Below are 17,801 nucleotides of genomic sequence, written 5' to 3'. Positions count from 1 at the left end.
GCTGTGGTTTGGATCGAATATGCTGGCTCCCATTCTTGTGGCACAAGCCGCTCTAGCAACTCCACCCCAACATTCATCCACGGTCATACAGGAGTATTCGCCTCGCTCAAATGTTGTTGTTCAAGCCAATGCCGTACCCCTCAAGGTCCTACCCCCTGAAGTCCCTTCCCTACCGTCTGGAACGGCCTACGTCACCCCCCCCCACTTTGCCTACTTTCCCCAAGACATTCGTCCACTCCCCGGCCAATTAGACGATGTGCCCGTCTTTAACAGCAACAGTCCCGAGATGGTGCGCTCGGAGGGGATTCTCCTCTCGACGTTTCCACCCCAAGGGAAATGGCAACCAGCAGCTCACCTGAACTATCCCCTAGAGGGGCGCTTTGATGTTTTTGCCCACCACATTACCCAATCCAATCGGGCTGTGAGTACGCCAACCCTCTATCTAGGGCTACTGGCCTACAACCCAACGGATCGCTATGTCACGGTGAGATTTCATCAAGCCGCTAGTTTTTTAAGTACCCCAGATGCCCCTTTCCGCGATTTGCCCGCCATGGTTGATAACCCCACGGGCTTTGTTTTTTCAGGGCCTGGGAGTCGAGTCACCAACCAAGTGCTGCGGGGAGTACGCCAGACCTTCTTTCCCTCACAGGTCACGATTCCCCCTTACGAGGCGCGGATGCTGGCTAATCTGCCGCTGCCGTTGCCCACTCAATTTCCCAATGCGGTACTCAATCGTGCTCGTGCAGAGTTTATCCTCAATGCCGATAGCTCATTTGGCCCCAAGTTGCCCTTAATCCCCGATACGAGTCCGTTTGGTGATGTCTCCTCCTCCAATGGCCGCTCAACCCTGATGTACTTAGAAAGCAGTGGCCCGATTTATCTGGCACAAATGTCAATGTTTGCTCGCATGAACGAGCAGGGTACTGAACGGGCACCCACCCTAGAGGAATGGTGGGCAATGCTCCATCGGGGTCAACTGGTTACCCCCCGCGACATTCCACCCACTCCCCCCAACAGTAGTCAGTTTGGTCGCTTCTTCTATGGCCGCGTGGCCGGTGTCAGCCGAGGCTCTCGCTGGCAAGCCACCCTCACCGATAGCCAAACCCATGGACAAGCTTTAACCATTCCTGCACCGGGGCGAGCCATCTCCTATGGGATTAGTACGCTCCACCGCGGCACCCTTGGCACCGGTCAAATTCAAAGTGCACCCATGTTGGTACGCTATCCAGACACTGCCTACTATGCCCACGGCAATTACGGCGTTCACTATAGTTTGACCTTGCCCTTGGTCAACAATAGCCATCAGTTGCAGTCCGTAGTCCTAACGCTGCAAACGCCTATCAAGCAAGATCACCGCAGTGTTGTCCTCAAATTTTTGGAACCGCCAGCCCCCGAAGTCTTTTTCCGAGGAACGGTGCGCCTCCGCTTCACAGATGATTTAGGACAGATGCAAGAGCGCTATGTTCATTTAGTACAGCGGCGGGGTCAGCGGGGAGAACCGTTAGTAACGTTAAATATGCGTCCAGGTGAAAAAAGGAATGTTACTGTAGATCTACTCTATCCGCCCGATGCAACCCCACCCCAAGTGCTGACAGTGGCGACCTTACTTGGCCCTAGCTATGAGAACACCACTCAAGTGCCCGCCGCTGCTAATTCTCTCTCCCTCACACCTACACCCTAGGAGTCACCACGGTGGACAGTCGCCTGATCCTGATCGGGGATGTGCATGGTCACTACGAGGGTCTGTGCCGTTTGCTGGATCTCGTTTCACCCACAGGGAGCGATCGCCTCTACTTCCTTGGTGACCTGGTGGATCGAGGCCCCAAGAGTGCCGCCGTAGTTGAATTGGTGCGACAGCGTGGCTATGGTGCCGTACGGGGTAACCATGAGGATATGATGCTTCTCACCTTTGAGGGCAAACAAATCAATCCGCCACGACTTTTAGTTTGGTCCCAAAGTGGTGGGGATAAGACTCTTGCCAGCTATACGTCCACAGAGTTGCTTTGGGAACACTTGGATTGGCTGCAGACAGTGCCCCTCTATCAAGATTTAGGGAATGTGTTTATTGCCCATGCGGGGCTGAATCCGGCACTGCCCCTAGAACAGCAAACTCATCAAGAGTGTTGCTGGATTCGCGAGTCCTTTTTAGCTCACCCTAGCCCCTACTTTACGGATAAAACCATTGTGATCGGACACACCATTACCTTTACGTTTCCCAGTGTTCAAGCAGGACAAATTGTGCGGGGTGCCGGTTGGCTAGACATTGAAACCGGTGCTTACCATCAGCGCAGTGGCTACCTGACCGCCCTCGACTGGACCAATCAATGGGTCTATCAAGTGAATGTGCTCTACGGCGGTACTCGCCAGGGGGAACTGGACAGATTTCTCATCGATTTGGCAGAGTTGTCTTGGAGCAGGGGCTAGCGTGGGTGCCACGCGGACCACAAAAGACATACAATGCCGATGTTAATGGCAATATCTGCCACATTAAAGACGGGAAATTGAATCCAGCGAAAATCCAAGAAGTCAACCACCTCACCCGTGAGAAAGCGATCAATGCCATTGCCCAAGGCGCCACCCAGTAAACAACCATAGCCCACCTGCTGCCAGCGATCTAACCGCGGACCTAGAATTGCCCAAGTGATCAGCCCCAAGCTGACAATGAGAGACAGCCAGCGCAACCAGATGCTGCCATTGGCAAAGAGGCTAAAGGCTGCCCCAGTATTCGTAACGTAGGTAATGTGAAAGACACCGGGAATAATCGGCGTTGTTTGCGGCGGCACTGTGAGGGCATAGGTGGCCACAATCCATGCTTTGGTCAGGCGATCGCTAGCTAAGGCGAGGCCAGCAACCCACCAAAAGAGGGAGTTTTTGATCTTGAAGTGTCTACTGCTCATCCCACAGAGCTCAGGGCAGCCACAGAGACTCGTGCTGCCACCTGTTGGGCGATCGCCCGCAGCGCTTGAGCAGCAGCAGACTGCGGATCCGCAATTAGAATCGGTTGACCCAAATCCCCCCCTTCCCGCACGGGCAATTCCAAGGGTATCTGTCCCAAAAGCGGCACACCCATTTCCGCTGCCAAGGCTTCGCCACCGCCACTGCCAAAAATGTCATAGCGACGATTGGGCAGATCAGGGGGAATAAAGTAGCTCATATTTTCCACTAACCCCAGGACCGTTACCCCCAACTGCTGAAACATCCGCAATCCCCGCCGCGCATCCCCAAGGGCAACGGGTTGGGGCGTGGTGACGATCACCACACCTGCCATGGGCACCGCTTGAGCCAGGGTGAGTTGGGCATCCCCAGTGCCGGGGGGTAAATCCACAATCAGATAGTCCAATGCACCCCAATCACTTTGGTAGAGAAATTGGCGAATAATGCCATTGAGCATGGGACCGCGCCAAATGACTGGCTGATCGCGATCAATCAGGAAGGCCATGGAGACCACTTTCAAGCCGTGGGCCACTGGGGGTACCAGAAGATCGCCTCCTGCTTCCTTGCGCACTTCGACAATGGCCTCCTCTAGCCCCAGCATTGTGGGGACATTGGGGCCATAGATATCCGCATCAATCATGCCGACGGTAGCCCCCGCTTGGGCAAGGGCCAGAGCTAGATTCACAGCAACGGTGCTTTTGCCAACCCCCCCTTTACCACTGGAGACGGCAATAATGTTTTTGACCCCCGGTACATCGGTACGGTCGGGCAAGCTTTTTTGCTGGGGCGTTTCAGCGGTTACTGCCACTTGCACATCCATTACCCCCGGCAGGGTAAAGACGGCCTTTTTGCAATCTTCGACAATGAACTCCCGGAGGGGGCAGGCGGGGGTTGTCAGCACCAGGGTAAAACGAACCGTGCCATCCTCAATGGCAACATCGCGGATCATGTTCAACTCCACCAGCGATCGCCGCAGTTCCGGATCTTCAACGGGGCGCAGTACTGCTAAAACAGATTCAACGGTTAGGGGGGCACTCATGGGGTAATGAATCACTGACCTCTACGGAGTAGCTTAGATAGCGATCGTAGCATGTTGGGCAAATTCCCCCCGTCACCAACAGCAGCGATACCCCTGCACTGCTAACAAATCAACCCTCTGAAAACAGCTAAAGTCACCGTGGGCGAGAATCACTTCCCCCAGGCGATATTTCTAGAAAAGGGCGGTATTCTGGAAAGTAGGAGCCATTTATAAGCGATTTGGGATCAGAAGGATTGCAACGTTGACTCACTCCACCCTCCACCAACCGGATACAGCCACTGGCCAAGGCCTGCAACGCCAACTCATTGTCATTCTCGATTTTGGGTCGCAATACTCGGAACTGATTGCCCGCCGTATTCGTGAGACCCAAGTCTATTCCGAGGTCATTTCCTATCGCACCACTGCTGAGCAACTCGCCCAATTGGCACCCAAGGGCATTATTCTCTCCGGTGGCCCCAACTCTGTCTATGACGAAAATGCCCCCCAATGCGATCCAGAGATTTGGAACCTGGGGATTCCCATTCTTGGGGTGTGCTACGGCATGCAACTGATGGTGCAACAGTTGGGGGGAACGGTAGAGCGAGCGATCGCCGGCGAGTATGGCAAGGCGGCGCTTTTTATTGATGACCCCACAGATCTGCTCACCAATGTCGAGCAGGAAACAATTATGTGGATGAGTCATGGCGATAGTGTCACCGAGTTGCCCCCCGGTTTTCGTGTCTTGGCGCATACCGACAATACGCCAATAGCAGCGATCGCCCATCCCGAGCGGAAACTCTATGGAGTTCAGTTTCACCCAGAGGTGGTGCATTCTGTGGGGGGCATTGCCCTGATCCGCAACTTTGTCTATCACATTTGCGATTGCGAACCCACTTGGACAACTGCTGCCTTTGTTGAAGAGGCCATCCGGGAAGTGCGAGCCAAAGTGGGGGACAAACGGGTCCTCCTTGCCCTGTCGGGGGGGGTAGATTCATCGACGCTGGCCTTTTTGCTCCACCGTGCCATTGGCGATCAGCTCACCTGTATGTTTATTGACCAAGGGTTTATGCGCAAAGGGGAGCCCGAGCGACTCCTCAAGCTCTTTCAGGAGCAGTTTCACATCAAGGTGGAGTACGTCAATGCCCGCGATCGCTTCCTTGCCCAACTGGTGGGGGTCACCGATCCTGAAGAAAAGCGCAAACGCATTGGCCATGAATTTATCCGCGTTTTCGAAGAAGAATCACAGCGGCTAGGTCCCTTCGACTACTTAGCGCAGGGAACCCTTTATCCCGATGTCATTGAATCTGCGAATACCAACATTGACCCCCAAACGGGTGAGCGCGTAGCGGTGAAAATTAAGAGCCACCACAATGTTGGCGGCCTGCCGGAGAACTTGCGTTTTAAGCTGGTGGAACCCCTACGCAAGCTCTTTAAGGATGAAGTGCGCCAAGTGGGGCGATCCCTGGGGCTACCCGAAGAAATTGTGCAGCGGCATCCCTTTCCCGGTCCCGGTTTAGCAATTCGGATTCTGGGGGAAGTGACCCCGGAACGTCTAGAGATTCTACGGGATGCGGATCTGATTGTGCGGCAGGAAATTAACCGCGCCCAGATGTATCACGAGCTTTGGCAAGCCTTTGCGGTACTACTGCCGATTCGCACCGTGGGGGTCATGGGGGATCAGCGCACCTACGCTTATCCAGTGGTGCTGCGATTTGTCACCAGCGAAGATGGCATGACCGCGGACTGGGCACGGGTTCCCTACGACCTTCTGGAGCGAATTTCCAACCGCATTGTCAACGAAGTGCCGGGGGTGAATCGGGTGGTCTATGACATTACCTCCAAGCCGCCGGGAACCATTGAGTGGGAGTAACCTTACCCCTAAAAGTGGAGTTCTTAGCCCTTGTTGAAACTGTTGACCAACTAGGGAGAGCCTGAGAGGGTCGCACATGCCCCTGGCTTTAGACATGGGGATACCCATACCCTCTGACAAAGGTATTAGGCTTTTATTGTAACTTCAGTGATGCCCATGTCATACGTTGTCCGAAAATGGGCGGCTGGACGGGTGTGGCAAATGTTGAGCTACAAAGCTCAGAAGTTGGCAATGAAAACGACCCTGCAAAATGAAGCATACACCTCGCAAGAATGCCCGGTTTGCCTACACCGTCAGAAGGTGAAGGGTAAAAACTACCATTGCACCAATTGTGGGTTCAAATACCACAGGGACGGGGTAGGCAGCATCAACATCCGCAGAAAGTATCTGAACTTGGGTTCAGTCGTTGGGGTTATGGCTCCCCCCTTTGGAGTGCCTTTTAAGCCACATATCCAGCGTAGTCCTGTCCCGGGCGTTAGCGTCGGGCAGTGAAAAGAATCCCCCACCTTTAAGTGTGGGGAGAAAGTCAAGGCATCGAGTGCCTCCCGGTTCAACGGCATGATCCGCTGGTCCGCAAGGTTGCGGGCGGCAGAGTCGGCGCTCGATGGCCCATTGAACGCTACCTGGCATTGCCCCCACCTTAGCACTCCAGTATCATCAGTCTATCAAAAAAAAGTTGTACTCGACCACTTTCTGGTCGGTTTGGCAAGAGAGGAGGCTGGTCACAGGGGCGAACCATCGCGGCGAGGGAGGGGGCAGCGCGTTCAGTGAGTCATGGCATTGTTCATGGTATATTGTACACGATGGTAGGTTGTACATGTTGTCACTACGGCATGTTGATTTACATTGGATTTAGGTGCTGATTGATCTTAGAGTGGTAGTCAATTTGCCAGCAGGGGGAGCGATCGGTTTAACTGGGAGAGATGGTGGTGGGAGTGATGTGGCATGAATACCAAATGGACGCTGGCCCTTAGCTTCAGTGTAGGTGTGTGGCTGCCCCTAGGGGCAATGGCGCAATCGAGTCCACCCCAGTGGCAAATTGAAGCTCGGCCAGCAACTCACCCAACCTTTGACGTGGCACCAACGGCGGAAACTCCCCCCCAGTGGCAAGCTGTTCCTGAACCCAGTGGCGATCGCCCGTGGCAGCCAGCGGCTCCAGAGGAATTAGCGCAACCCATTTTGCCTCCCGTGGCTGAGCAGGCACCGAGACCGGTCATTGCCGAAGAACCCCAGTATCGCATTCCCCCCTTAATGCGTCCGCCCACCCGTCTCTTTAACTTGGAGACAGCCAATATCTTGCCCGAGCAAACCCTTGAACTGCGGGGGGGAATTCGCAACTATGATCCCGAAGTGGCTGGCGGCGGCGGCGGTCTGCAAATTTTCTACGGCTCCATTGACTATGCAATCAATGATCGTTTGCAAGTGAGCTTTAGTGGCAATTACTACGATGACCCCTTGGGACGCTTGGTGAATGGGCTACAACCTGACCTTCAGTTTGGGGCGATCGCCGGCGGTTTCAAATATCAAGTACATCGTGGCCAAAACCTCTCCCTAGCCGTGGCTGGCTCCCTAGAAGCGGTGCGGGTGCGATCGAGTAATTTTCTGTTTACGCCCGCGGCGGCACCCACAGGAACATGGACTGTGGCTGCTTCACTCCAAGCCCCCCTTACCTACACCTTCAATCCCCAGTTACAGTGGCACTTGACACCAAACCTCACCTACTTTCCCGACACCCTTAACGGAGGGGCACACTTCTACGGCACCAACGTCAACTTTGGCACCGGCATCAGTTGGCAACCCCATCCTCGCTTTAACCTCTTTGCCGATGTGAATATGCCGGTGGGGCCTGGGGGCAATGCCGTGCGCAGTAGTAATGGCGCGATCGTCAACCTGCCTGTGTGGAGTGCTGGTGTGCGTTTCCTCGTGAACCCCTCAGTGAGTATTGATCTGGCAGCAACCAACGCCTTTGGGATAACACCTGCAAGTCGTACCTTGGCTTTTTTGCCCGGTGCCGATCAAGTGGGCATCATGGCGGGATTAAGCTATACCCCCAATATGGGACCTGATTTTGCTCCTCCTTTTCTGCCCAGTTTTCGCAGTGGGCCGCGGCAACCTCTCACGGATCGCGATCGCCAACTGCTCCTCAATGGTCTGACTCTTACGTCCCCCAGTACCCTCGATCCGGGTATGCTGTACCTGCGGGGTAATAGCGGCAGCACAGGAACCGGTTTTCAGGTGGGCTTTGGGCTGGCCTACGACGCCCAATTTGCTGTTGCGATTGAAGAGTGGGAACGCGGTGAAACCCTTATCGAAAACAGCAACTACAGCGGTAACTTGCAGTTGGGCCTAGCAGCTAAGTTGCGCTTCCTCGATCAAGCTCAAGGGGATCCCTTTTCTTTGGCCTTTCAAGGCTCATTTAATCGTGGCATTCAGCAGGGAGGGGGTACTAGTCGTTCCCTAGGGGGTTTGGAACTGGCCTTTATGTATGAACCAACTCAGAATGTGGCACTGCTCCTGAATCCCAAGTTGGGGATTTTTACTCCCGCTCAAAAAGTGGTGGGTGGCGTTGGGATCGGCCTCAATGTTGAGGTTATCCGCAACCTCCAATTTATTGCCGAAGCCACACCTGTCTATGGGCAAACAGGTGTTTACAGTGCGGGATTGCGCTATGTCGTGCCCCAGTGGGGTCTGGGAATTGATCTCTATGGCTCAACGGCAGTCGGCAGCAGTATTCCCAATTCAGGCCTCGTCGGTCAGGAGTCGCCAGGGGTAGGGGTCAATCTCCATTGGTTATTTGGCGGATCACGGCAGTAAGATAACTAGAGCCAGTACCCTTCACATCCTCCCCTGTCTCAGGGACGGTCATTCTCAGCCTGAGGACACAGGATATAGCTATTTCGACAGGGAGTGACACATTAGAAAGAGAAATAAATTACAGTCATGCATATTCTCAAAGAACGTGAGGGATGGCTTGGACTGACGAGAATGCGTTTTCTCCTATGGCCGGCAAGGTAATAAAATCAGTGAAGCCACTCAAATTTTCCAGGTGAGTCGCGCCACTATCCATCACCAGCTAAGGGGGACAACTGAGCGCCCACCCTTGTTCCCCATCGTTCTTGGAAACTCGATTGGCAGGCCTTAGCGGCAGACGTTGCAGTCCATTCCGATGCGGGTTTAATCAGTGCGCTGAAGCGAGCGCGGATCTATGCACGGTCAAAGAGTTCTACTCATGAAGTGATTTGCCATTATCTGAACAACGTCTGATTCTTTACCGCAATAGCTATAAAAGCTGGTGTACTGATCCACCAGCCTCCAGGGGCGTCTTAGACTAGCTCATCAGTCCATCAGGACGGCATCATCCTACTGCCTAGCTGCCATAGATTCCCTTCTCATTCCGTTGGAAGAGGCGCTTGATGTGTTCCCAAGCCTTAATCAGGGCATTTTTTTCATCATTGGACTCCTTCAGCGCCTCATTATAGGCTGTGACAAATTGAGACTGCGCTGCCTCCGAGAGATCTGCGCGCACCTCTGGGGAAATGTCCTCTGGACCAGACAACTGCCCCTCAGGTTGACGCGGAATTTGCATCTCCGTGATTGCCGCCTCTTGACCACCAGCGGATTGCAATAGGAGAAAGATCTCCCCTGCTTTTTCCTCAGGGACTTCTACAACTAGCAAAAATTCACCCGCCTGTACCCGCATTTGGTAAATGGCCGCTTTGTCCTGGGGCATGCCTAGGGAGATCAGCGCCGATCCTAGCCCAGCTCCTAGGGCACCGTAGAGGGCGCCACTTGTAGCCCCCAACAGAGCAGCAGCCAACGGTCCAGCAGCAGCAACAACCCCAATAAAGGGAATGAAAAGAACACCAACCCCCGTCAACAGACTCAGCAGTGAACCAAAGATAGAGCCGTAGAGTGCGCCAGTGGTGACGCCATCTAAAATAATATCTTTCTTAGTAATAAATCCACTAATACGGGCTTCAGACTGAAAATTGCGACCAATGATAGAGATATTTTCTTTAGGGACACCGCGATTTAAAAGCCGTTCGATCGCTTCTTTGACTTTGGCCTCCTCCTGGAACGTGGCGGAGACACATTTAGTTGCTGGTTGGGTAAAGGCAGTACTCATAGAGTATTTTCTCCATCGGAACTTGCCCCCAGTATAGATAGGCGTCAATCCCGTTGACACCGAACCTCCGTGGGGAAAAAGCAGAACACTGTCCCCCCTTGACTAATCGCGGGCAAGGTTTTCAAAGCGGGTGTATTGGGGGTCAAAGAGCAGCTTCACTGTGCCCACAGGGCCATTGCGGTGTTTGGCAATCAGGAGTTCACAAATCCCGCGATCGGGGGTGTCGGGGTTGTAATATTCATCGCGGTACAGCAGAATGACGAGGTCAGCATCCTGTTCAATCGATCCCGATTCCCGCAGGTCTGACATTAAGGGACGCTTGTTTTGCCGCGATTCTACACTGCGGCTGAGTTGGGAGAGAGCAATGACGGGGACATTGAGTTCCCGCGCCAGTCCTTTGAGAGAGCGGGTAATTTTGGAGAGTTCTTGAACCCGGCCTTCGCTGGTTTCTTCACCGCCCATCAGTTGTAGGTAGTCAATCAAAATAAGGCCGAGGCCGTTGGGATGCTCGGCGTGGAGCCGGCGGGCAGTAGAGCGAATTTGTCCAAGGGTGGGGTTAGGAGTGTCGTCAATGTAGATGGGCAGTTGCGAGAGAATCCCGAGCGCCCGACTTAGGGGTTCCCACTGGTGTTGGCTAATGCGCCCCGCCCGTAAATAGTTGGTGTCAATGCGAGCTTCACTGGCGAGGAGGCGTTGAACCAGTTGCTCCTTCGACATTTCAAGGCTGTAGATGGCCACCGCCAGATTGTGAATTTCAGCAATGCGACGGGCAATTTGCAGGGCGATCGCTGTCTTACCCATTGAAGGACGACCCGCAATAATAATCAAATCCGATCGCTGGAAGCCTTGGGTGATGTTGTCCAGATCATAAAAATTGCAGAATAGACCTGGCTGAATATTGCCCTCCACCCGCTTGTCCAATTCTGTAAACGTATGGATAAGAATCTCATTAGTGTGGGTCAACCCCTGCTGAATCCGATCCTGAGTCACGCTAAAGATTTGTTGCTCGGCCTGATCCAAGATCACATCCAACGGGAGGCTGTTATCATAGCCCAGCTTCACCACATGGGTGCCGGCTTCAATCAGCTTCCGGCGCAGGTATTTTTCCTTGACCAAAAGAGCGTAGCGATCAATATTGATGGCACTGACGGTGCGCTCCACCAGTTCTGCCAGCTTCCTGTGCCCCCCAACTCGCTCCAATAACCCCTGATCCTGTAGCCAGGCGGTCACACACAGCAGATCCGTGGGATTGCTGCGACTATGGAGGGAAACCGCTGCCCGATAGATCTCGCGGTGGGCACTGAGGTAAAAGGCCTCAACTGGCAAAATATCCACCACACGGTTGATGGCTTCCGGATCTAAGAGAATACCCCCCAAGATCCACTCTTCCGCCTCGAGGTTCTGGGGGGGAATCAGTTGGCTATCGGGCTGAAAACTTGGCTCCTGAACCATCAGGGAAGCTAGCCCTAATCGGCAACAACTTGGATATTGAGCTTGACAGTCACTTCGGGGTGGAGTTTGATTTCAGCCGTGTAGGTGCCCAATTTGCGAATCTCAGGCAGGATCATTTCGCGGCGGTCGATGGTTTCACCCGTAATCGCCTGGATCGCATCGGCCACATCTTGGGGTGTGACGCTGCCAAAGAGCATATCTTTTTCGCCCACGGGCATCGAGATGGTAATGGTCGCCAGTTTTTCGAGGGTCGCTTTTTGTTTTTCAGCAATGCTTTTGAGTGCGGCGAGCCGCTGCCGTTCTTTTTCTTGGAGCCGCTCTACGCGCCGTAGGGCACTGGGGGTTGCTGGCTCGGCAATCCCTCTTGGGAACAGGTAATTACGGGCATAGCCGGGGGCGACTTCGACGACTTGACCCATTCGCCCGAGTTTATTAACGGTTTCATTCAAGACAACTTGCACCCGCTTTGCCATGGGTATCCTCTTTCATTGAACTGGATGGGTTAACAGCAAGCGTCAGCGCTGGTGGCTACGGCTGTTATTTTAGGACAAATAACTATTCTATACCCTCTAGGGCGCGAACAGCTACGCTGTGGGACGCGATCGCAATAAAAAAGGGCAGAACGCTGTTCCACCCTTGTACCGAGTTTGTTCAAACGTTAAGGATTGACTTAGAGGGGATGGAAGAGCAAGTCGGGGTAGAAGCGATTAAACTCAATCAAAATCCCGGCGGTAATCGTCATCCAAATGGCAGCTAGCACGGGGGCGGTGGAAAGATAGGTCAAAAAGTGCTTCATGGTACGTCGTCCTTATGACAATCAACAAACAGCAAAGCTAGCGAGGGGAAACAGTGATTTCGTTATCTTTGGCGGTGAGTTCGCCCGATGCCAGCTCCTTGAGGGCGGCCAAAGGCCAAGCAAAACCCGTGAGCATACATTTGATGGCAAGGGGAACATCAATAATGATTTCTTTTTCATTGGCTTCGCCGCTGTTGCGCACGGCAATCAAGTAGGCGCGGCCCACCCAGCCAATCCAGCCAGCGATGTACAGGAAGAGCACACTGGGAATGAGAAAATCACCGGCACGGCTGAGACGACCATCGACAACCAGGTGGGGCAAACCATCTTCGCCACAGAGGGCTTGGCTGTAGCGCTCAAACCGTTTTTGGCCAGAAGCAGGATCAGCGGTGGTATTCACAGCAGCCGCAGCACGTTTTTGAAAGGCAGGAGAATCTTTGCAAGGGACGAGTCCTGCCACATCAGCGGAGGCTAGGGGGGTAAAACCTAGCCACAGGGTCAAGACAAGGAGTAGGGCTAAGAATCGACGCATGGAGTGTTGTCCTCAAATGCAGACAGGTCAAAGTGCATTCACGGAGAGAGTCATCCCTCCCAAAACTGCCCTCATTTTAGCGGATGGGCTTCAACCCAACCCTAGGGGAAAGGTTAATAATTTTTACGAGGGCAAATAGTGACTAATGCTTTCTCTGGCGATCGCTCTATGCTTGATCAGTGCTACCGCAAAGACAGCATCGATTGAGCCGGACAACGTTCCTTTGCTAGACTGGATCTATATTGGACTTCACCCTGCAACATCTACACGTCCGTGGCACTGGGGGGATAGCTAACCCACTGTGATTTGTCAACGATGAAAAGTGTTTTTCCTATTTCGCCCCCCATGGATACTGACCTGACGTTTAACTTGCCCGATCAAAAAATCCTAGAAACCTTACCTTCCCAACAATTAGTGGCGATTATTTTGCGTCAGCAGCAAATTATTAACCAACTGCGCCATACCCTTTCACAGATTCGCGGCGTTCCTGAGGTCCTTCACCCGGAGGCTCCACCCCCCTCAGAACCCCATCTGGCACTGGTGAGCGAGGACACGGTTTGTTATTTTCCCTTAACGGGGGGGAACTGCTGGACCATTGGCCGCAGTGAAGATAATTCAATTGTGCTCAGCGATCGCTGGATGTCACGGAACCATGCCATGATTCAGCGCATGGGACGGGGGGAATTTTATCTCATTGATCTTGGCAGTCGCAATGGCACGTTTGTCAATGGTCGCCGCGTCAGCATTCCCATTGCCCTGCACAATGGCGATCGTATTACCTTTGGCCAAACAGAATTGGACTTTTTTAATGAACCCTTCGCCCCCCTGTTTTCCGAAAATGCCACTCTGTCTTTGCCACAATCCGAAGGCTCCGCCACGGCGCTTCTCCATGTCCGCCGCCTATTGACAGTTTTGGTCGTGGATATTCGTGACTTTACGCAGCTGACGCGACAACTCGAAGAGGAACTACTGTCAGAACTCATTGGGACGTGGTTTCATCGCGCAGGTGAGATTATCCGTCAATACGGCAGTTGGGTCGATAAGTACATTGGTGATGCGGTGATGGCAGTTTGGATCCACGAAAGCGAGGAGATTGGCTATCAAGAAATTTGCCACACCCTCTCTGCCTTAGAGGATTTACGGCTGATGACGGGAGAACTGCACCAGCAATATCCCTTGCCGTGGCCATTGCGCATTGGTTCTGGCTTGAATACGGGCTATGCAATGGTGGGCAATACCGGGAGTGGCGATCGCCCAGACTATACTGCTTTGGGAGATACCGTTAATGCTGCTTTTCGCCTTGAGAGTGCCACCAAAACCATTGCCGCTGATTTGGCCATGGGAGCAACCACTTACCACTACCTTGTGCACTCTTGCCCAACCCCTGTCCCATTTCGACCTCAAGTCCTGAATCTCAAGGGCTATGAAGCTCCTGTACCTGCCTACGTGGGCACGTTTGATGACCTGCATTCCTTCCTTGCCCAAGCCCTCAAAAGCAGAGACACCCTACATTAAACACCTTGAAAAAGGCGATGAAGGGACGGCCTCCCTCTGATATGATTGAATCACCTGTAGGGGGCAGCCTAACTCTATTGTGGGCATAATGCCTCAGTTTTCTCTGTCATCCTGCTGGTGATCGGCTACCGCCGCCTGCGCTTGCTGTGCGATGTGGTCAGTTCTTTGCTTTGACTCTTAATGAACCGCTGTTTTTGTAATGACCTGTGAGATTTGGGAGGTAAAGGAATTATGCAACGTTTGGGCCGCTGGCTAGCACTGGCTTACTTTGTGGGCGTTAGCCTGTTGGGCTGGATCAACTGGAGTGCCCCAACCTTGGCAGCAACTGCATCCACCGAGGAAGAACTGGTCAATGTGGTAGATGAGAAACTCGGCACTGCCTATGGTGAAAAAATTGACCTCAACAATACCAATATTGCCGCCTTTATTCAATACCGGGGGCTATACCCAACCCTAGCGAAATTAATCGTTAAAAATGCTCCGTACGAATCTGTTGAAGATGTCCTCAACATTCCCGGCCTGACGGAGCGGCAAAAGCAAATTTTGCGGGAAAATTTGGAGCACTTTACCGTGACTGAGGTGGAAACAGCTCTTGTTGAGGGTGGCGATCGCTACAATAATGGGCTATACAAGTAGTCAGCCTCGTTAGCAATATTAGGGATAATCTTCTTTTGGGTTAGCGTTGACTCCCGCAACTTCTGGATTTGATGTCTTAATCATTGGCAGTGGTGCTGCGGGTCTCAGTGCTGCCCTTGCTCTTCCTGCCACCTATCGCATTGGCCTGATCACAAAAACCGATCTCCAGCAATCCGCCAGCGGCTGGGCACAGGGGGGTATGGCTGCGGCCATTGATCCTACGGATTCTCCCTTGCTCCATGCCCAGGATACCCTTGCTGCGGGAGCTGGTCTTTGTGATCCAGTGAGTGTCCAGTTTTTGGTTGAGCAGGCACCAGCGCAGGTGGAGCGCCTGTTGGCGATGGGAGTTGCCTTTGATCGTGCGGGCGATCGCCCGGCTCTGACCCTCGAAGCTGCCCATTCTCGTCCTCGAGTACTCCATGCCGCTGATACCACCGGACAAGCCCTAATTACGACACTGCTCAAACAGGTCACTGCTGCACCCCATATCACGCTTTTGCCCAATAGCTTTGTCTTGGATCTGTGGCTAGAGTCGGGGCGATGCTGTGGGGTGTGTCTGTTGCATCAGGGACAGCTTCAGTGGCTGCGCTCGGGGGCGGTCATTCTCGCTACGGGGGGTGGCGGTCAAGTTTTTGCCCAAACTACCAATCCCCCCCTCAGTACTGGCGATGGTGTGGCAATGGCCTGGCGAGCCGGTGCCCAGATTCGCGATGTCGAGTTTTTTCAGTTTCATCCCACTGCCCTAGCCGTCGAGGGGGCACCGCGATTTCTTATCAGTGAAGCAGTACGGGGTGAAGGGGCCCATTTAATCGACAACACAGGTCATCGCTTTCTGACGGATTACCATCCTGCTGGCGAGCTTGCTCCACGGGATATTGTCAGCCGTGCCATTTACCGTCACCTTCAGCACACCCCTGCCCCCCATGTCTGGCTAGACCTACGACCCATTGCCCGCGATCGCCTGCACTACCGCTTTCCGAAAATCATCGCCGTCTGTCGGCAGTGGGGCATTGACGTTGAGCAGCAACCCATTCCGGTGTCTCCCGCAGCCCATTACTGGATGGGGGGAGTCGTCACCGATTTACAGGCCAAAACCAGCCTTCCCGGCCTCTATGCCGTTGGCGAAGTCGCTAGTACTGGTGTCCATGGTGCCAATCGCCTAGCCAGTAACTCCCTTTTGGAATGTTTTGTCTTTTCAGCTCAACTTGCTTATCTGGAACCTCAGCCCCATCCCTTGGCAGTGTCCCCTGCTGGCCAGAAATCCCTGGAAATTGAGCCCGTGAGCTTTCGTCAGTGGCGCCAAGACTTGCGGGAACTCCTGTGGCAAAGTGCGGGGATTTGTCGCGATGCTCCCACGCTAATGGCTGCGCTTTCCCAAGTGAAGGAATGGCGCCAAGAATTGCTGGTTCATCCAGTCGCGATCGCCTTCCATGAACTCGGCCCCAACTACTGTTATACCCTCAGCAATCAAGCCGTGCAGGACACTCTTTGGGAATGGGGCGAGCTACGCAATCTCTTGGATATTGCCTATTTAATTCTCAAAAGTGCCCTCTTTCGTGAGGAAAGCCGCGGTGGTCACTATCGCCAAGACTACCCCCAACCCGATCCTAACTGGCAAATGCACACCCTGATTTCGGGAGAACACTGGCAAAAAGCAGCGATTCAAGGACTTCAGAGTAAACTATAGTTGCTATAGATTCCAAAAATTTTTTGCGGTGATCTCTCCCTATGATGCAGTCACGGCGTGTGCAGGAAAGTTTGGTGGGCCTGGTCATTCTTGCGGGCTTAGCTACATTGGGGGTTGGCCTCCTCTGGTTGCGGGGCAACCTTGCCGGTGCCAATAGCTACACCCTTGAGGTGGAATTGGACACAGCACCGGGCTTAGCAGTGGGAACACAGGTGCGCTATCGAGGCGTCCAGGTGGGACGAGTCACGGCCATTGGTTTTGATGCCAATGGTGTCCAAGTGAGTGTGCGCATCAATAATGTGTTGATTCCCCGTAGAGCTGTACCGGAGATTCGCCAGTCGGGCTTTATTGGTCAAGCCTTCTTGGACTTTACCCCCAAGGAGCGAGTACCGGAGATTCCCGAAGGGGTCACCGCCTTTGCTCCCAAGTGCCAACCAGAGTTGGTTTACTGTAATGGCGATCGCGTGACCGGGGTGCGCACTGCCAGCTTAGAAGATTTGGTGCGAGCCGCAACTCGTTTTACCACTGCCCTTGAAGAATCAGGCCTGATCAACAACGCCAACACCCTCATTTTGGGGGCAACCCGCATCGTTAACCGTGCTGATCAATCCCTGACGAAGGTCACCACTGCCCTCGATAGCTTCAATGCCCTCAGTAATCAAGCCCGTGCTGAACTACGGAACTTTGGCATCGCCGCGCAAGCAGTTACTCGTGCAGCCAACCAAATCAGTGAAATCGTTGAAGTCAACCGCAACACCATTAACTCTAGTTTGCGCAACATTGACAGTGCTGCTCGAGAGCTGAGAACCACACTCAAAGCACTGCACCCCCTGACGAATCAACTGGAGCAGGGGGAATTGCTAGCGAATTTGGATGCCCTAATTAAAAATGGCGCCGAAGCAGCCGCCAATCTCAATAAAGTCTCTGGGGCCCTAAGCAGTCCTCTCATTATGCTGTCGATCGCCCAAACCTTAGACGCCGCGCGCGCCACATTCATCAATGCCCAAAAACTCACCAATGACCTTCTCAAACTGACCAGCGATCCCTCCTTTCAGTCCGATTTACGACGCTTAATTCAAATCCTCAGGCGCCTGCTGGCCTCAAGCCAGGATCTTGAGCAGCAATTCTTGGCACTCCATGCCACTTCCCTAGGGGAGGCTCATGAACCTATGCCCGCAATTTCTGCTCCCACTGCGGCTGCAAAACCCACTAAGGAAGAGGAACCAGAACCCTAG

General features: G+C 53.5%; 16 protein-coding genes. 9 read left to right on the top strand and 7 right to left on the bottom strand.

The window, feature by feature from the left end:
* Positions 1-19 precede the first annotated feature (19 nt).
* A complete protein-coding gene (locus TLL_RS12310) occupies positions 20-1,681 on the top strand; it encodes a DUF3370 domain-containing protein (protein WP_164921046.1) in 1,662 nt (553 codons plus the stop codon).
* An 11-nt stretch (positions 1,682-1,692) separates the two neighbouring features.
* Positions 1,693-2,424: a metallophosphoesterase family protein gene (locus TLL_RS12305; protein WP_011058253.1), complete on the top strand. Its 732-nt coding sequence runs from the start codon at positions 1,693-1,695 to the stop codon at positions 2,422-2,424.
* Here the strand turns inward: TLL_RS12305 and lspA are convergent.
* On the bottom strand, positions 2,421-2,897 hold the full coding sequence (gene lspA, locus TLL_RS12300) for a signal peptidase II (protein ID WP_011058252.1): 477 nt from the start codon (positions 2,895-2,897) through the stop codon (positions 2,421-2,423). The genes TLL_RS12305 and lspA overlap by 4 nt on opposite strands.
* Complete coding sequence (locus tag TLL_RS12295) at positions 2,894-3,973, bottom strand: Mrp/NBP35 family ATP-binding protein (protein WP_164921045.1); 1,080 nt, start codon at positions 3,971-3,973, stop codon at positions 2,894-2,896. Before TLL_RS12295 ends, lspA begins: the two co-directional genes overlap by 4 nt.
* A 241-nt stretch (positions 3,974-4,214) precedes the next feature.
* Here TLL_RS12295 and guaA point away from each other — a divergent pair, with 241 nt between their 5' ends.
* From guaA to TLL_RS12280, 3 genes are all read left to right on the top strand, one after another.
* Positions 4,215-5,822, top strand: a complete 1,608-nt coding sequence (gene guaA / locus TLL_RS12290; RefSeq protein ID WP_011058250.1) for a glutamine-hydrolyzing GMP synthase — start codon at positions 4,215-4,217, stop codon at positions 5,820-5,822.
* 150 nt (positions 5,823-5,972) lie between these two features.
* Complete coding sequence (locus TLL_RS13615) at positions 5,973-6,314, top strand: zinc ribbon domain-containing protein (protein WP_011058249.1); 342 nt, start codon at positions 5,973-5,975, stop codon at positions 6,312-6,314.
* A gap of 453 nt (positions 6,315-6,767) precedes the next feature.
* Entirely contained in the window at positions 6,768-8,636 is a 1,869-nt protein-coding gene (locus TLL_RS12280) for a hypothetical protein (RefSeq protein ID WP_011058248.1), read from the top strand.
* A 553-nt stretch (positions 8,637-9,189) separates the two neighbouring features.
* Here TLL_RS12280 and TLL_RS12275 read toward each other — a convergent pair.
* From TLL_RS12275 to TLL_RS12255, 5 genes are all read right to left on the bottom strand, one after another.
* The gene (locus TLL_RS12275; protein ID WP_164921043.1) at positions 9,190-9,948 is read right to left on the bottom strand and encodes a ChaB family protein; all 759 of its coding nucleotides are present in this window, start codon (positions 9,946-9,948) and stop codon (positions 9,190-9,192) included.
* Between the two features lie 102 nt (positions 9,949-10,050).
* The gene (gene dnaB / locus TLL_RS12270; protein WP_011058246.1) at positions 10,051-11,400 is read right to left on the bottom strand and encodes a replicative DNA helicase; all 1,350 of its coding nucleotides are present in this window, start codon (positions 11,398-11,400) and stop codon (positions 10,051-10,053) included.
* Between the two features lie 14 nt (positions 11,401-11,414).
* Positions 11,415-11,873, bottom strand: a complete 459-nt coding sequence (rplI, locus tag TLL_RS12265; protein WP_011058245.1) for a 50S ribosomal protein L9 — start codon at positions 11,871-11,873, stop codon at positions 11,415-11,417.
* 197 nt (positions 11,874-12,070) lie between these two features.
* Positions 12,071-12,196 carry a photosystem I reaction center subunit IX gene (psaJ, locus tag TLL_RS12260; RefSeq protein WP_011058244.1) on the bottom strand — a complete coding sequence of 42 codons (126 nt, stop codon included), beginning with the start codon at positions 12,194-12,196 and terminating at the stop codon, positions 12,071-12,073.
* 37 nt (positions 12,197-12,233) lie between these two features.
* Positions 12,234-12,728 (bottom strand): photosystem I reaction center subunit III, encoded by a 495-nt coding sequence (locus tag TLL_RS12255; protein WP_011058243.1) that lies wholly within the window; start codon positions 12,726-12,728, stop codon positions 12,234-12,236.
* Positions 12,729-13,043: 315 nt separating this feature from the next.
* On the opposite strand from TLL_RS12255, the gene TLL_RS12250 reads away from it, so the two are divergent.
* From TLL_RS12250 to TLL_RS12235, 4 genes are all read left to right on the top strand, one after another.
* Entirely contained in the window at positions 13,044-14,243 is a 1,200-nt protein-coding gene (locus TLL_RS12250; RefSeq protein ID WP_011058242.1) for an adenylate/guanylate cyclase domain-containing protein, read from the top strand.
* Positions 14,244-14,474: 231 nt separating this feature from the next.
* Complete coding sequence (psbU, locus tag TLL_RS12245) at positions 14,475-14,879, top strand: photosystem II complex extrinsic protein PsbU (protein ID WP_011058241.1); 405 nt, start codon at positions 14,475-14,477, stop codon at positions 14,877-14,879.
* Positions 14,880-14,925: 46 nt separating this feature from the next.
* The gene (gene nadB, locus TLL_RS12240; protein WP_011058240.1) at positions 14,926-16,566 is read left to right on the top strand and encodes an L-aspartate oxidase; all 1,641 of its coding nucleotides are present in this window, start codon (positions 14,926-14,928) and stop codon (positions 16,564-16,566) included.
* Between the two features lie 41 nt (positions 16,567-16,607).
* The gene (locus tag TLL_RS12235; protein ID WP_011058239.1) at positions 16,608-17,801 is read left to right on the top strand and encodes an MlaD family protein; all 1,194 of its coding nucleotides are present in this window, start codon (positions 16,608-16,610) and stop codon (positions 17,799-17,801) included.

The organism is Thermosynechococcus vestitus BP-1 (assembly GCF_000011345.1).
Lineage (GTDB): Bacteria > Cyanobacteriota > Cyanobacteriia > Thermosynechococcales > Thermosynechococcaceae > Thermosynechococcus > Thermosynechococcus vestitus.
This window is presented reverse-complemented; position numbering and strand designations above follow the sequence as displayed.

Coding starts and splice junctions, on each gene's coding strand:
- TLL_RS12310 (WP_164921046.1), top strand. CDS start 20: ATGCTGGCTCCCATTCTTGTGGCACAAGCCGCTCTAGCAACTCCACCC.
- lspA (WP_011058252.1), bottom strand. CDS start 2,897: ATGAGCAGTAGACACTTCAAGATCAAAAACTCCCTCTTTTGGTGGGTT.
- TLL_RS12295 (WP_164921045.1), bottom strand. CDS start 3,973: ATGAGTGCCCCCCTAACCGTTGAATCTGTTTTAGCAGTACTGCGCCCC.
- TLL_RS13615 (WP_011058249.1), top strand. CDS start 5,973: ATGCCCATGTCATACGTTGTCCGAAAATGGGCGGCTGGACGGGTGTGG.
- TLL_RS12280 (WP_011058248.1), top strand. CDS start 6,768: ATGAATACCAAATGGACGCTGGCCCTTAGCTTCAGTGTAGGTGTGTGG.
- TLL_RS12275 (WP_164921043.1), bottom strand. CDS start 9,948: ATGAGTACTGCCTTTACCCAACCAGCAACTAAATGTGTCTCCGCCACG.
- dnaB (WP_011058246.1), bottom strand. CDS start 11,400: ATGGTTCAGGAGCCAAGTTTTCAGCCCGATAGCCAACTGATTCCCCCC.
- rplI (WP_011058245.1), bottom strand. CDS start 11,873: ATGGCAAAGCGGGTGCAAGTTGTCTTGAATGAAACCGTTAATAAACTC.
- psaJ (WP_011058244.1), bottom strand. CDS start 12,196: ATGAAGCACTTTTTGACCTATCTTTCCACCGCCCCCGTGCTAGCTGCC.
- TLL_RS12255 (WP_011058243.1), bottom strand. CDS start 12,728: ATGCGTCGATTCTTAGCCCTACTCCTTGTCTTGACCCTGTGGCTAGGT.
- TLL_RS12250 (WP_011058242.1), top strand. CDS start 13,044: ATGAAAAGTGTTTTTCCTATTTCGCCCCCCATGGATACTGACCTGACG.
- psbU (WP_011058241.1), top strand. CDS start 14,475: ATGCAACGTTTGGGCCGCTGGCTAGCACTGGCTTACTTTGTGGGCGTT.
- TLL_RS12235 (WP_011058239.1), top strand. CDS start 16,608: ATGATGCAGTCACGGCGTGTGCAGGAAAGTTTGGTGGGCCTGGTCATT.